Source organism: Parablautia muri (assembly GCF_009917485.1).
GTDB lineage: Bacteria > Bacillota > Clostridia > Lachnospirales > Lachnospiraceae > Suilimivivens > Suilimivivens muri.
This window is the reverse complement of sequence record NZ_QZDT01000001.1, coordinates 170,922-185,263: the sequence shown is the minus strand read 5'-3', so window position 1 is coordinate 185,263 and position 14,342 is coordinate 170,922. Positions and strand designations below refer to the sequence as shown.

Genomic DNA, 14,342 nt, shown 5'->3' with positions numbered 1-14,342 from the left:
TCCGCGTTAGTGCGTTTACGAAAAGCCACCTTTTCCCCTGTTTCTAACGAAGCGTATCGGAATCGTTTGCCTCTTCCCATGCCTCCTGCCTCTGCTGCTGCACGTCCGGATTCTGTTCAAGAGCAAAGTCTCTTTTGGAATTAAAATCCAGGATCTGCAGAAGTTCTTCGTCTGTCAGTGCCCTTTCCGGCAGATAGAAGCAGCCGGTGTCTCTGGCATAAACCAGCTGGTCAGAATCCACAGCCTGCCCTGCATTTTCCACCAGTGTCAGCGTACCCTCCGGGAATCTGCCGTTCTCGTACTCCTTCCTCAGCGCTTCCTTCCGACTCTCTTCCTCCTTCGTATATTCCCTGTTAAACTGGTCGGCATGGAAGCTGCGCTGCTCATACTGGACCATGTTATAAATATCCTGCACCTCTGCTTCGGGAACCTCCTGCATCCTTGCCATTACTTTGTCGCTGGTGATCGCGCTCCGGAGTCCCAGATACCCTGCATAGGCCGGAATGGACACTGTCCCGATTACCAGCAGGCAGGCTGCTGCCGATACCATATTCCTCTTAAAACTGTTCCGTCTGTAGGTTCCGTCTGCCATCTGTGTTCTTACATTCATGATAATTTCCTCCTGCATATTTTCTTTCATGTGTACCTGTTTCATAGCATGTCTCAGCTGTCCGCCATTCATCTCACTCATCTGCAATATTCCTCCTTCCAGGCAGTCCGAAACTGCTCCCTTCCACGCTGCAGCCTCTTTTTGACCGCATGCTCCGTGATCCCCAGGATACCGGCAATCTCCTTTACCTGGTATCCTTCTACATAATGGAGTACCATCACGGCTCTCTGCTTTGGGGGCATCTGGAGGAGCTCCCGCACCGCCTCCCTGTCTTCCTGCTGGGATACCAGTGTGCCTGCAAGCTCCTCAATGGGCACCTTCGGGTGCCGGAATCTGAACCGCTGTATGTCCCTGCAGTGATTAGTCGCCACCTTGATCAGCCATGCCTTTTCATGCTCGCCGTCCACAAATTTCGGTTTTTTCTCCAGATATTTGCAGAAGGTCTCCTGAATGGCATCCTGGGTATCCTGTTCACTGCCGAGTATCACAATGCAGATCCGGTACAGCATCTCGCTGTGTTTCCTTACTGCCGCTTCCAGGTCCATATCTTTCCATCTCCTTCCTGTTCCACATCCATCGCTCAAAATACCCGGACCTGGAAGAATTCCCGTTACCGTTCGCAGGGCGGGAAAAATTGAATAACAGCAGATGTCAAGCTTGCTTGTAAGTCCGTTGTTATCCGGTTTTCCACATCGGTCGGACGCCCGATGCTTCTTGTCCGGCATAAGACGGGCAGGAAGATGTCCCTGCGAACTACATCCGTGCCCGAAAATCTTTCCGGATATCCTTTGGTTGGATGCTGTTATACTTATGACACGCAATTAGAAGACGAAAGGTGACCTTTTTGCAAAATTTTTTAAGACATGCCAGATTTATCAAAGAAATGCAGGAAATAAAGGTTTTATTTAAGAAAAACTGCCCTCTCCTGACAAGGGTTTTCTCCTTATCAAAAGAGGACAGGCAATGGTTCAGGCCACTTTTACAATACAAATCTGGGTTGCTTTCAGTCCGCTGCCGGAAGAACTTCCCCATACCTGAATGAACTGGCCGGATGCCAGGTCCGCCGCTGTTGCTGCTAACATTTCAGATCTGGCCCCTCCATCGTAGATCGTTTGTATAGCAAACAGGGTATTTTCATCGTATGTAACTGCAATCTTGTTAAACTCAGAATCATCCCCGCTGCCAGGAGACACTACGATATCACCTCCATTATCCGATTTTTCTGTAATGGCCTCTACCACGGTAAGCTGCCCATCCTTCAGCTCTTTGATATCCCCTTCCAGATTGGGAGTACTGTCCACCCATTCTGCAGATGTGCCAGACGTACTTTGACTTTGTGCTTCCGGCTGTTGTTCAGGCTGTTCTTTCTGTGCGCTGTCTGTTCCCTGGCTGCTGCTTTCACCGGATTGCGGTTCCGGTGATGCTTCCGGTGACTCCGGTTCATTCCCGGTGTCGGTTCCTTCTGCATCCGCTTCCGGTTCCGGAGCAGAAACATCGTCCTCTGTATCATCCTCCGGGATCGGCTCGCCCTGAACCACCTGTGGTTCCTGGGTATCTGATGCTTCCTCCGTCTTTCCACAGGCACATACCGCAAGGCTCAAGATGCATAGCACCCCTGTCAATAAGATCATTTTTCCTGTTTTCTTTTTCATGTCGTTCTCCTCTCATATAAAATTCCATCCACAGTTTATCCAGTATTTCTGCAGATTTTTGTCTATTCTATCAGAGTAGTCTCTAAAAAGCCTCTAAAACATCTTAAAAAAGAATGAACTTAATTTATTATTGCTTCATTGACCGATTTTGAGAAGACGTTTGTTTTCAGCCCTTCCCAAAATCGGTCAATGGCAGTAAAATTGACAGAAAAGGATAAAATCAGAAACCATGGTACAGGGACGTGGTCATTACTCCAATTTTGAAAGGGAAAATATATGATAGGTATCTATTTAAGCGGAACGGGAAACACAGAACATTGTATCAAAAAGCTGCTTTTTTTACTGGATAAAACTGCGCAGGCAGTTCCGATGGAGCAGAAAGACGCGGTACATTTATTATCACAGCATGACTTTATTGTTTTTGCATATCCTGTTCAGTTTTCAAACGTTCCCGTCATGGTAAAAGATTTTATCAAAAGCCATCCGGATCTTTGGAAGGGTAAAAAAATACTCTGCGTTGCCACTATGGGATTGTTCAGCGGAGACGGCGCAGGCTGCTCGGCACGGCTGCTCAAAAAGTATGGTGCAGAAATTGTTGGCGGTTTCCATATCCGTATGCCTGATTCTGTCTGCGATGTAAAGCTGCTGAAAAAATCCTTTCAGGAGAACCGGGAAATCATCCGGAAAGCAGACAGAAAGATTGAGAAATGTGCAGAGGAAATCAGGAAAGGCAGGTATCCCAAAAACGGCCTGCATCTTTATAGCCAAATCACCGGATTACTCTGCCAGCGTTTGTGGTACTACAGCAAAACCAAAAGTTACTCGGATCAATTAAAGATCAGTAATGCCTGTACAGGCTGCGGGCTTTGTACCCGGCTCTGCCCGACAGACAACCTTACCCTGAAAAATGGAAAAGCGGCTGCCGGAAAACACTGTACGATGTGTTACCGGTGCATCAGTTCCTGTCCGGCAAGGGCAATTACATTACTGGGGCACACAGTCATTGAACAGTGCCGCTATGATAAATATATCCAAAACGGGAAAAAGAACGAGCCTTTAAAATGAAATGAAACAGAAAGCGAAGGGAGCAGCAAATCAATGAAAATATTTTTTCCCATAAGGAAGCTGTAAAAAAGAGAATTTGAGGAGGAAAACAGAATGAAATCTATCTGCGGAATTGATTGTACGAACTGTGAATTATGCAGCACTTGTAACGGATGTGCAGCAACAGAAGGGCAGCCTTTTGGGGCGGAATGCCTTGTTGCACAGTGCTGTAAAAAAGGGAAAACAGCGTTAAGCGAATTAAAAGAAAAGCTGATTGCGGCCTTCCATGCGCTGCAGATTCCAGATATGGAAGAAGTAACAGAGCTGAATGCGCTGAAAGGTTCCTTTGCGAACATTGAATATACCCTTCCAAACGGCCAGACCGTAAAGTTTTGGGATGATAACAGGATTTATTTAGGGAATCAGCTTCATAAAAAGGACAGCGACAGATGTTATGGAATTATCGCTGATGAGAAATATCTCATGGTGTCTGAGTACAGCGGCTATGGAACTGATGCGGAAATAATTGTATTCAAACGTTGGAATAAAATAGAGAAAAGCGGAATTATTGAAAGAGTATAATATAAATGATTTCTGCAATTTACAATAAACAAAGCATTAGAAAATTCATAGATAAGCCAATATCCCAAGAAAATATTATAAACAATGGAATGAAAGCGTCTTTTTCAAAAAACAGGCCGCCATGGAACTACACTGTTGTTAACTCTTGGGAGAAAGGGCTGTCTTGGTAATGGAGGCGCACCGACAGAAGTTGGAGGAAACATGTATATAGACAAACAGTTAAAATTGAATGTAAACGGTGTGCCGCAGTTTGTTTCGATACGTGCAGAAAAGGAAAAGGCTCCTTTGCTGATCTATCTGCATGGTGGCCCCGGAGACGCTGCGTTTCCCTTGGTGATGACGTACAATAAAATGTTAGAACAGCAGTTCACGGTTGTTATATGGGAGCAGCGTGGTGCGGGAAAGTCCTATTATAAATTTGACGGGCCCGTTACGATTGACATTTTTGTCAATGACCTCTACACACTTGTGGATTATTTGCTGCCCCGGTTTCATCAAAGTTCGGTGTATTTGGTCGGTCATTCATGGGGGAGCATTCTGGGGCTGCGCTTTGTCCAGGCATACCCGGAATTAGTGCATACTTATATCGGCTGTGGGCAAGTCGTCAATATGAAAAAATCCAGCAAATCAGCCTATGAATATGCTCTGGCACATGCTGATAAAAAGGACTTGGAAAAACTCAGGAGGATTGATTGCTCCTATCAAACGGACAGTTGGCTGAATGACCTGCTTTTTGTGACCAGGCAGGTTGTTAAACACAAGGGTTCCCTCTATGGAAGAACAAATTATAATAATTTAGCCATTCCCTTTTTGCTCTCTCGATATTACACACTCGCCGATTTGATTCGGCACCAGAGGGGCAGTCTGCAAGCCATACAATATTTGTGGCAGGAAGTCATGCAAACAAACTTTGAAGCCCAAACACAATATGGCGCTCCAATCATATTTATCGAGGGAAGATATGACAACCATGTGTCCTCTGCTCTTGCGAAGGAATACTTCGACCGGATTGAAACAGAAAAACAGTTTTACTGGTTTGAGGAATCCTGTCACTTTCCTCAATGGAGCGAAAGCGACAGGTTTAATAAGCTAATTTGCAATTTGCTTACATAACAGATAATAATTTAGTGCGTCTTAATGCTATCAGGTAAAGATGACAAATCGGGGGTTGCAGAAGGGAAATTACAACATGGAAATAATAGCATATGAAATGAAATATGTAAAAGATGATATTGAAAAAAGCAATATCTTGTGTATTCCTTTTGAGCAAAAGTATTTTCAACAATACATGAAAATATATAATACTTGCTTTTATGAAATGCGAAAATTTCTTGCTATTGAGCCGTATAATTTTTTGAATGATTATAAACAAGTTCGTGAAAAAAGTAAGGATATTTTCTTGCTTGTAAGTGGGGAAGAAATTATTGGTTCTATTGCCTGTTATGGAAACGAAATAGACGATTTGATCGTCAATAAGGAATTTCAAGACAGGGGATATGGAAAACAACTTTTATTATGGGGAATGAACCATATTCGCCAAACCAGTAATGAGCCTATTTTGTTACATGTTGCTAAATGGAATGATAAAGCTTTCATGCTGTACAAAAAAGTAGGATTTGTTCTTACAAATACCGTGAGAGTACGTTAAATTTATTTTTGCATTATCCATGCAACAAAACGGACGCATCACCGTTTAGATGATACGCCCGTTTTGCTTTCCCATATATGGCAGCCGCCCTAATTTAATTTCTCCAGGTTTTCATTCATCTTTTTCAGGATAGAATCCTTTTGGTCTAAAGTTACGGTCTTATCTTTTACGGCCTGGTCCAAAAGCTTTGTTACATCCTCAATATCCTTTTTATAGTTTTCCGCTGTCAATTCCTCAGCGCTCTTTGCCAGATCCGGCCTCATAACGATTGTGGGATTGAAGGCAACGATGGTAGTTTCTGTGGATACGGTAAAAGCGCCTTTGTAAATGACAAATTCACCTTTGCCGTTATCCGCCTTCAGTTTGGCCAGGTCCGCTTCCATGGCCTTGACATCCCCATGGTCTGCGCCCATGTATTTTTTAATCTGGTTGATAGATTCCTCATATTCTTCCGGGGTATAAAGCTCAAAAAGCCCTCCCAAAGTAGGATCCGCCGCCGGGTTCTGAACTTCCTGGGCCCAAACTGTAGATACCTGCGGGGCAGGCGCTGCCCCATAGGCAGTCTGTCCAGCAGCCATAAGCATAAGACACATGATTCCTGAAGCTGTAAGGTTTCTCTTTGTATGATGGAACATGGTATAAATCCTTTCTTTTTATTAGTTTATCTTCACGGGTGCGCACCTTTTGAAAAAACAGACTACTATGATAGTCTGTCTAAACAATAGACTATCATAGTAGTCCAAGTGCGTCAACGAATATTTTCTGACGAATCTCTTAAGAATTCCGATTACAGCCCGCTTTTTTAATTGGGATAGAAATTTACCACCATAAAAGTAAGCATTACATCCTGCTCATTGATATAGGTGTGCTTGACAGACGAGTCAAAAACAAGAGCGTCACCGCTGTTTAGCGTATAATTTCTCATCTCTGTGTGCAGCGTTTCCCGGCTCGTTTCGCTGAAATGGATATGTATGTCAAAGGTGGTATTTCCTATCCGCTTCACAAGATCGGGCTTCACATCCAGAAGGGCGGTGGTGTGGCTGGTCTTGCTGGTGTCTTTGTTCATAGGCTCTCCTTTGCAAAAGCCATTGAAAGAATACATGATGTGTTCCTTGTATGCTTTTGTTGCATTATTTACTTTTTCTTCTGTTGAATTTTTCTTTTGCAAAATCATAGGATTCTTGTATCATTGCTTTGAAATCCTCAAAGGTCTTATCAGAGGGATTTAAAACACATACCCAGCTCATCCATGCGTAGACAGGGTGGGGAATAATGGTGTCTAAAACGGTAAAATCATAATCCATTTTTACGATTTTTCCAGCAGGCGGACGCTCTGGAATATACCCAAATTTTTTAATAAAGGTCTGTTTCCTTAAACCGACATTCACACGATATACATTATCACGGTTCAACATAGAGCCTTTATCATTATCACCGTCTTTTTCTTTAACAGTTAAAACATATACTCCCCGTTTCAAAACTCCGTTTGGATTATAAAAAATCCCTCGTTCTCCCCAACTTTCTACCAATACAACATCTTTCAAATTAGACTGGCAGTAGGAAAGAATATCGTTTGGTGTCATGCCATTTCCTCCAAATGGAACATCATTGTTCCCTCGTCTGCTAAAGCAGAACAATACTCCTGAAATTCCGTAACCTGCGGCAACTTTTCCAAAGCCCCCTGTGCTGCCTCCATTGATGCCCACCAAATCATTTCAACCCATTTATCCTGCTTTAAATCCTTTGTTAATGACCGTTTTACAAATCCAGCAATATCTTTTTCAAGCACCTCATTCAATTTGTGATACATTCGTAAAAAATGTTCCTCGGTCACTTCTTGGTTTGTCTGAAAAATAACCATTTCAATCACGTTTTTATTCATAACATCTTGTCCTTTCGTTTGAGTATCATATTGCATTTGGTACATAGATAGTCTATCATGGAATAGTGACAACGGCTGTCACCATTCGGAAAGGAGTTTTTAAAAATGTCAAAAGCAGAACGGCTTATTGAAATGATGATAACGATAAATACCAAAAAGGATTTTACAGTAGGCGAATTAGCAAAAGAATTTTCTGTGTCAAAGCGAACAATACTCCGTGATTTGCAAGAATTAGAACAGGCTGGATTCCCCCTTTATTCCGAAGTCGGTGCTGCTGGCGGGTATCACATCTTGAAAGAGCGTATTTTGCCGCCTATCACTTTTTCAGAGAATGAAGCCAAAGCTATATTCTTTGCCTGTCAAGCCTTGAAATTCTATCACGATTTACCTTTTGAACAGGAAACAATATCTGTTTTGAAAAAATTTTTGAACTGTCTGCCCTTAGATATACAAAGCAGTATTACACAAATTCAAAATAGTGTAGTATTTTGGATTCCAGACAGGCATTACGATTCACCACTACTTAAACCAATGTTTCATATTGTCGTTAATCACCATTCAGCAACAATACAGTATTCATCAACACATTCTGAAAGTATACGCACAATTATACCGATTGGGCTATATGCTATGAATGGGCTTTGGTATTGCCCTGCATATTGCACCGTTGCTAATCAAATCAGAGAGTTCCGTATTGACCGTATAAAGGAAATAATAGAGGAAAAACCATATCCTAAAGGGAAATTTCCTGTTCCTGCGTCCATTCAAGAATATCTCGAAAGGTTAGAAATCGGAAATGATTACCACATAAAGATTCAGCTAACCGATATAGGTGTTAAACGCTGCGAAACTGAATTTTTACTGGCAAGGGGATTAAAAACATTCCCAACAGGCGGCGGTATCATCGACATGGAAATACGTCATGCAACCTTGGATTGGGTTGCCGATTATTTCCTGCCATTTGGAATCAATGCAACTGTCTTAGAACCACCAGAACTTGTGGAGCTAATGAAACAAAAGATATACGAATTACATCAGCATTATTGTAGGTAAGCTTCCCTATAACCCTATTATACTTATCGGTTCAATTATATTATCAGCCACATCCAGTGGTTATTCATTGACATCAACAGGCTACTATCAAAAAATGTATAAAGAAAGCCTTGTCAAAAGCGGCACTCATAAAACAGCATAGGATTGTTTTCGGGAAACGGCGTAGCTTCGGCTATGCCGTTTCTCCGTTTTTCAGATCATTGAGCAGGGAGTACTTCCACAAGGCCATAGGAAATATCAATCTGCTGTCGGAGAATTTTCCGTTGGCATTATCTTTGTGAACATGCTTTATGGAATAGAATTCACTACATCAAGGATTTCTTCCGCAGAAAGGTCATCTGGAGAAACCCCAATATACACATCCTCATAGGCAAAATGAAATATTCCATTGTCGTCTTTTGTTTCTAAATATTCTCGCAAATCCTTAAAAGAGTATATAGGTTTATTTGTCCTTGGCTTATGGTCTATAATGAGAACAACAAAACTTGAACCAAATAGGCTTGGGTCTGCAACTGCAACTCCGCCATCATCGTTAGCGGGAGCCGTTGTTATTTCATCATTGCCTGTTGTATAAGTTACCCGAAGTAAGTGATATTTTGTTCCGTTTTTCATAGTTGTTTCATATAGACTGGCCTTGCCAAAATGATAGCCAGCGGGCAAATCAGCAGGCAAGTGATTTCCTAATCCCGGTATTCCGTAGGCGGTATTCTCATCAACGCTTTCTATGGTCGCATCTAAAACATCTCGAATATCCTCGGTGGCCGGATAGACAGCCATACTTTCAATTACTGGGTCAACACCCTCCGGATGTTCCCCTGGAGTAACAATGCCGCCGGGAATGTTCGGGCCGCCGCTCGGTTCCCTCAAAATGCCCGGTAGTGTCAGTGCTGTTGCTGTGATAATCAGGCCAGCACAAGCTGCCATAGCCCCCCATTTGACCGCTTTATTGTATCGGGTCCGCTTATATGCTTTCGCATCTTGCACAGCCTCATCGTTAATCGCTCCAACAGCATCCAAAATATTTTCAACTTTCATTACAAAAATTCCTCTCTTTCCAACCGGTTTAGAAGATTTTTCCGTTGCCTGTGTAACATCATTTTTACTTTGCTTTGTGAAAACCCAAATCTTTGAGCAATCTCGCTAATCGGGTCAAAATACCAATACCTGCAGATGAAAATACGGCGTTCCATAGGAGATAGCGACATAACGAAACTGTCAATTAGCTGTACCAATTCTGCGGCCTCCACCTCATGCTCTACGTTTTGGTTAGAGGGAATACAGTCAGACAGTTCGTCAAGTACCAGCACGATCTCACCGCCGCCTCGCTTTTTTGCAGTACGTCCACGCCATTTGTCAATAGATATTCTCCGTGTAATTTTACCTAAAAATGTTGAGAGGATAGACGGACGGTGGGGCGGAATGCTGTTCCATGCGTCAAGGTAAGTATCATTTACACTTTCGTCTGCGTCCTCTATATTTCCCGGGATGCCATAAGCGATGGAATAGCAGTAATTTCCGTACTTTTTAGATGTTTCTGATATTGCATTTTCAGAGCGCGCCCAATAAAGGTTGACAATGCTGTCATCTTCCATTTCCATACCTCCTTTGTCCCCAGATAGAGTTCTTCATCTATCTACTCGAAAAATAATCGTTTAGGTCACAGTCATTTTGAAAAAATTTAGAAAACCGAACAACGGCCTTACATCCCGAAGCACAGTCGCCCCATGTTAGCGTTTGTAGAACGAACAGGGTACAGGACATATAAACAGTCAGAGGCTGTCGCAAGTTGACAGCCCCTGGTTATGGAATAAATATGTGATTCGCTCAAAGCAACCGAAACGTGTTTTTATAATAATCAATGACCCCATCGCGCTTCATATAGGACAGCTCTCGTGAAAGCGCGCTGCGTTCCACGTTAAGATATTCAGCCATAGCGTTTCTATTCATGGGAATGGTAAATGTCTTTTTTTGTTGTTCGCGGGACATCCGCCATAAATAGGTCAATATTTTTTCCCGTATGGTCGGACGCAGCAGACAATCAATACGTTCATGCAATACAAGCCCTTTTTCAGCGACAATGTTGATATAGCTGTGCAACAGCTGTTCATGCCGGGGACAAGCCTTTTTACACCGGGTTAAAACACGTTCAAAAGGGATCCGCAATACCAGTACATCATCCTGCGCCTCCACAGTAACGGGGCTTTTATGGTCTGAACTTGCTGCTAAAATAACGCCTATTTTGCTTCCCTTTTTCAGCAGAGTAATAATAATGACCCTGTCGGACGAATCCCACTTTATCGCTCATCCACGCCCTGATAACATGATACCGAAATCATATACCTTGTTTCCCTCTTCAATGATCGTGTCGTCCTTGACATAACGGACATACCTGGCGCAAAGGCAATGAAGCAGCCCGTCAATTTCCTGCGGTTCAATACCTGAAAGCAGGTTTGTTTGTTTCAAATCTTCTATCAATTCGTTCATAGCTGTGCCCTCACTTTTGTTGCGTGTGCAACAGATGATTTTGGCAGATTATACTGTAATGGCAGTTGAAAAGCAAGAGAAAGGAAATCAAAACCATGAACAACAACAAGGGAAAAACACTTTGGATTACGCGCACAGCGGTTTTTATTGCTTTGCTTGTGGTATTACAAGCGGCTACCGCCTCCTTGGGAAATACCATAATTACGGGGTCTGTTGTGAATATGCTGCTGGTCGTCTCCGTTATGACCTGCGGTATGATGTCAGGGCTTTGTGTCGCTGTCATTTCGCCTGTCATGGCAAAGCTGATCGGAATCGGCCCGCTTTGGAGCCTGATACCGTTTATCATAGCAGGGAACATTGCCCTCATATTGACTTGGCACTTCATAGGCAACCGGCATTGGGGACATAGGCATACCGCGCAAATGATTGCTTTAGTCGTTGCGACAATCGGTAAATTCTTAATTCTATACATCGGGGTTGCAAAAATAGCCGTGCCATTGCTTTTAAGATTACCCGAACCGCAGACATCGGTTATTTTTAATATGTTCTCTAAACCACAGCTATTAACAGCCCTTTTAGGCGGCGGTGTCGCGCTGCTGGTACTTTCGCCATTAAAAAAGCTTAACTGATGCAGAGTGTGGGTATTATGAAAAGCAAAAACAGCCACGGCGATACCTCCTTAGATACCGCCGTTAGGCTGCCTTAATCAAAATTTAGACTTTTCTCTCTCGTCCATGCCCTCAAACTGCACTTGATTTTCGTCAATTGTGATTGTGATTAGATCGGTACTATATTCATCAGCCAAAGAAACCATTTTCGTTACGACATCGCGCTCGGTCAGCGTCAGCAAATCATCCAGCGAGGTTTCATTCCAAAAGGCTTCTATGGCACTGACGATACCGCCGATAGCGTAATCACGCTCGCCAATCGTCAAGCGGTCTTTGTCTGCGATGTGATAGGAAAACTGATACCACAAATTACACCAAGCGCCATAGCCCCCGTCTTCCGTATCTTTTGAAAGGATGGTTCCGGCAAACCACGGATCTTCCTCCGGGCGTCCGGTATTCAGGCTTTGTATCATACGGAAATTTTCTTCACCGGAAAGCGTCCTCGTCAACGTCACAAAAGCACGTCCCTCCGCCGAGAGTTCCACCCGGTAATCATTTCGTGCGGCATCCTCCCCAATCCGATCCCATCCGTCAAGGTTTTCGTTAGCCCATTCCAGCAAGGCAGCATTAAAATCAGCCACGGTCATCTGTTGGTAATCGGGGGTTTTAAGAGCCAATAGTGAGGCATACTCCTCGCTTGTGCCATATCCGTACTGGCGCGGCTCTTGTTCATTGAAGCCGGGATCATCAGTACTGGCGGGCAGGGTATCTACATAGCCAGAAAGTGGCATAAACCAAAATTGAATGGAAAGTTGCAGACATTTAAGGCTGTGCGCCTGGGCAAGGCCCTCAATTTTTGATTGAAGCGCCGCCGTCTGGTCTCCTTGGAGTTCTTCCAAAGACATTCCCTGTAAAAGCGCTGGCATGGCATTTGCAACGCCGAGCCGCGCATCGTTGTACTCCCGCACGGTCAGCGTGTCTGCATCCAGTATCGTCATCGTGAGTTGATATTCCAGTGTCGCGTTGTCTGATGCCACATAATTTGTCGTTACATAGCCGCCGAAGCCTCTTTCCTGCCATCTTTCGGCAATAAGCGGTTCTAACACATTAAACAGGAATGAGGCGGCTTCATTGTTGTCTTTCAAATCATAAAGCGTTTGGTCCTGTGAAAAACGCTCCAGAAGCTCTCTATATTCGACTGTATCAATCAATTCAAAAATCTGTGTCCGAAACTCGGAAACGGTCATATCCTCATAACCGTCAAGCTGTAACGCAAACAGCTTGTTATATTCTTCGTTGGTAAAGCCAGTATTAGGAACAGGGCTTAACCGATTATTTCCTGCTGCGGCAGAAGTGGCAAAAGCAATCGTGACTCCAGCAGCCAAAACAACCGCAACACATGTGGCAATCAACGATGTTTTCTTGATTTTCATAATAGCGGTCACTCTTTCTTCAATGGCGTTTTTGCTAAAGCTGTTACATAGCGGGGTCAGACCGCTTTTTGTTTCCTCCATACTGATAAGTATCCGCGCATAAATCGACTTGTTTCCCGTTCCAAAAAGCCGAACAACCGCATCATCACAGGAAAGTTCAATATCACAGTTTGCCAGGATATACATAGCCCATACCAACGGATTAAACCAGTGGATGCAGAGTGCCACAACCAAAACCAGCTTCGTGAAAGCGTCAAAACGCCGGATATGAACATACTCATGGGCCAAAACGTATGGAAGCGATTTTGTATCATTCCAGTCTGTACCCTTTGGCATCAAAATCACAGGCCGGAGAAAACCGTAGGTGAGAGGGGCGCAAATCCGGCTGGACTGCCTAATGGCGATTTGACGCTTTATTTTATGTGTAATGAGCCAGCTTTTTACAAAATCATTCTCCACAGGCAGAGAGGTCTGAAACTCCCGATGGCATCGGATATACGAAATTGCAAAAAACAGGAAACAGATAAGTGCGCCAACAGCCCAAATGACTATCCATATGGGAATGGAGCTTCCCGTTTCATTGATACCGGCTGTACTTGGGAGCATTGTCATAGCCTGGGTTGGAGTGACCGGGATAAAGTTTGCAACAGGGGGCTGCTGTACCGCTTGCATAGCGGATGTTCTATGACCTATGACCGAATAAACGCTAAACATGGACGGTAAAGATAATGGGATCAACAAGCGCAATAGCGCAACCCCCCATAGTACCAAAAAGGTCTTTTTCGGCAGTCTGTTAATTGCCAGCGCACGGATGACAACAATCGCTAAAATTAAAATGGCACCGGAAAAACTCATTTGTAGTAAGCTCATAGTTACCTCCTCATTCTAAATCGCCAACAATCTGTTTCAACTTTTCGATCTGTTCAGCGGAAAGTTTCTTCCTGCCGAGCAGCGCCGCAAATAGCTTATCAGCAGAACCGTCATAGACTTTATTGATCAGTTTGTTGGTTTCTGCCTCTTGGACGGACTCTTTCGGGATCAAGGCGCGGCACATAAAGCCCGGCTCGGAGCGTTCAATCGCCCCTTTTTTGATGCACCGCTTTATGAGAGTATAGGTCGTGTTTACATTCCAGCCCAACTGCCCGGTCAGTTGTTTAGCAATCTGCTTTGCCGGAATGTCCCCCTCTTTCCAGAGCACCTCCATTACTTTCAATTCAGAGTCAAAAAGTTTTACAGCCATCAAACAGGAACTCCTTTCATAAGACGCCAGTAGTATTTTTAAAATTAAACTACCACAGTCTTAATGCTTTGTCAATACTACTCGTGTCTTAAATTTTCCGAATATA

Annotated in this window: 19 protein-coding genes; 6 read left to right on the top strand and 13 right to left on the bottom strand. The window is 43.7% G+C overall.

All coding sequences use genetic code 11. The annotated features are described in order from the left end of the window. Positions 1-43: 43 nt before the first annotated feature. The 3 genes from D5281_RS00910 to D5281_RS25320 all read right to left on the bottom strand — a co-directional run bounded on the left by D5281_RS00910 (position 44) and on the right by D5281_RS25320 (position 2,262). Positions 44-691 (bottom strand): hypothetical protein, encoded by a 648-nt coding sequence (locus D5281_RS00910; protein ID WP_160558261.1) that lies wholly within the window; start codon positions 689-691, stop codon positions 44-46. Next, the gene (locus tag D5281_RS00905; protein ID WP_016300234.1) at positions 688-1,155 is read right to left on the bottom strand and encodes an RNA polymerase sigma factor; all 468 of its coding nucleotides are present in this window, start codon (positions 1,153-1,155) and stop codon (positions 688-690) included. The genes D5281_RS00910 and D5281_RS00905 overlap by 4 nt, the downstream gene beginning before the upstream one ends. 423 nt (positions 1,156-1,578) lie before the next feature. Further along, the gene (locus tag D5281_RS25320; RefSeq protein ID WP_277935097.1) at positions 1,579-2,262 is read right to left on the bottom strand and encodes a hypothetical protein; all 684 of its coding nucleotides are present in this window, start codon (positions 2,260-2,262) and stop codon (positions 1,579-1,581) included. 276 nt (positions 2,263-2,538) lie between these two features. Here D5281_RS25320 and D5281_RS00895 point away from each other — a divergent pair, with 276 nt between their 5' ends. The 4 genes from D5281_RS00895 to D5281_RS00880 all read left to right on the top strand — a co-directional run bounded on the left by D5281_RS00895 (position 2,539) and on the right by D5281_RS00880 (position 5,536). Further along, positions 2,539-3,327: an EFR1 family ferrodoxin gene (locus D5281_RS00895; protein WP_277935096.1), complete on the top strand. Its 789-nt coding sequence runs from the start codon at positions 2,539-2,541 to the stop codon at positions 3,325-3,327. Between the two features lie 93 nt (positions 3,328-3,420). Next, positions 3,421-3,888, top strand: a complete 468-nt coding sequence (locus D5281_RS00890) for a DUF3795 domain-containing protein (protein WP_160558260.1) — start codon at positions 3,421-3,423, stop codon at positions 3,886-3,888. Positions 3,889-4,089: 201 nt separating this feature from the next. Beyond that, complete coding sequence (locus D5281_RS00885; RefSeq protein ID WP_160558259.1) at positions 4,090-5,001, top strand: alpha/beta fold hydrolase; 912 nt, start codon at positions 4,090-4,092, stop codon at positions 4,999-5,001. Between the two features lie 76 nt (positions 5,002-5,077). Further along, on the top strand, positions 5,078-5,536 hold the full coding sequence (locus D5281_RS00880; protein WP_160558258.1) for a GNAT family N-acetyltransferase: 459 nt from the start codon (positions 5,078-5,080) through the stop codon (positions 5,534-5,536). A gap of 89 nt (positions 5,537-5,625) precedes the next feature. On the opposite strand, the gene D5281_RS00875 is transcribed toward D5281_RS00880, so the two are convergent. From D5281_RS00875 to D5281_RS00860, 4 genes are all read right to left on the bottom strand, one after another. Continuing rightward, complete coding sequence (locus D5281_RS00875) at positions 5,626-6,120, bottom strand: hypothetical protein (protein ID WP_277935095.1); 495 nt, start codon at positions 6,118-6,120, stop codon at positions 5,626-5,628. A 218-nt stretch (positions 6,121-6,338) separates the two neighbouring features. Then, complete coding sequence (locus D5281_RS25315; RefSeq protein WP_277935094.1) at positions 6,339-6,602, bottom strand: hypothetical protein; 264 nt, start codon at positions 6,600-6,602, stop codon at positions 6,339-6,341. 64 nt (positions 6,603-6,666) lie between these two features. Further along, positions 6,667-7,119: a DUF6194 family protein gene (locus tag D5281_RS00865; RefSeq protein ID WP_103237946.1), complete on the bottom strand. Its 453-nt coding sequence runs from the start codon at positions 7,117-7,119 to the stop codon at positions 6,667-6,669. Next, entirely contained in the window at positions 7,116-7,418 is a 303-nt protein-coding gene (locus D5281_RS00860; protein WP_147413095.1) for a hypothetical protein, read from the bottom strand. The genes D5281_RS00865 and D5281_RS00860 overlap by 4 nt, the downstream gene beginning before the upstream one ends. A 105-nt stretch (positions 7,419-7,523) precedes the next feature. Here D5281_RS00860 and D5281_RS00855 point away from each other — a divergent pair, with 105 nt between their 5' ends. Then, a complete protein-coding gene (locus D5281_RS00855) occupies positions 7,524-8,471 on the top strand; it encodes a helix-turn-helix transcriptional regulator (protein WP_160558256.1) in 948 nt (315 codons plus the stop codon). Between the two features lie 288 nt (positions 8,472-8,759). On the opposite strand, the gene D5281_RS00850 is transcribed toward D5281_RS00855, so the two are convergent. From D5281_RS00850 to D5281_RS25305, 4 genes are all read right to left on the bottom strand, one after another. Further along, the gene (locus D5281_RS00850; RefSeq protein ID WP_160558255.1) at positions 8,760-9,506 is read right to left on the bottom strand and encodes a hypothetical protein; all 747 of its coding nucleotides are present in this window, start codon (positions 9,504-9,506) and stop codon (positions 8,760-8,762) included. Continuing rightward, a complete protein-coding gene (locus D5281_RS00845; protein ID WP_160558254.1) occupies positions 9,506-10,063 on the bottom strand; it encodes an RNA polymerase sigma factor in 558 nt (185 codons plus the stop codon). The genes D5281_RS00850 and D5281_RS00845 overlap by 1 nt, the downstream gene beginning before the upstream one ends. 232 nt (positions 10,064-10,295) lie before the next feature. Beyond that, positions 10,296-10,661, bottom strand: coding sequence for a Crp/Fnr family transcriptional regulator (locus tag D5281_RS26435; RefSeq protein ID WP_330584733.1), 366 nt, complete (start codon positions 10,659-10,661; stop codon positions 10,296-10,298). Between the two features lie 111 nt (positions 10,662-10,772). Beyond that, positions 10,773-10,955 (bottom strand): cyclic nucleotide-binding domain-containing protein, encoded by a 183-nt coding sequence (locus tag D5281_RS25305; RefSeq protein WP_277935093.1) that lies wholly within the window; start codon positions 10,953-10,955, stop codon positions 10,773-10,775. A 95-nt stretch (positions 10,956-11,050) separates the two neighbouring features. Here D5281_RS25305 and D5281_RS00835 point away from each other — a divergent pair, with 95 nt between their 5' ends. Then, entirely contained in the window at positions 11,051-11,584 is a 534-nt protein-coding gene (locus D5281_RS00835) for an ECF transporter S component (RefSeq protein WP_160558253.1), read from the top strand. A gap of 77 nt (positions 11,585-11,661) precedes the next feature. Here the strand turns inward: D5281_RS00835 and D5281_RS00830 are convergent, their stop codons facing one another. Continuing rightward, entirely contained in the window at positions 11,662-13,866 is a 2,205-nt protein-coding gene (locus D5281_RS00830; protein ID WP_160558252.1) for a M56 family metallopeptidase, read from the bottom strand. A gap of 10 nt (positions 13,867-13,876) precedes the next feature. Next, a complete protein-coding gene (locus D5281_RS00825; protein WP_160558251.1) occupies positions 13,877-14,236 on the bottom strand; it encodes a BlaI/MecI/CopY family transcriptional regulator in 360 nt (119 codons plus the stop codon). Positions 14,237-14,342 lie beyond the last annotated feature (106 nt).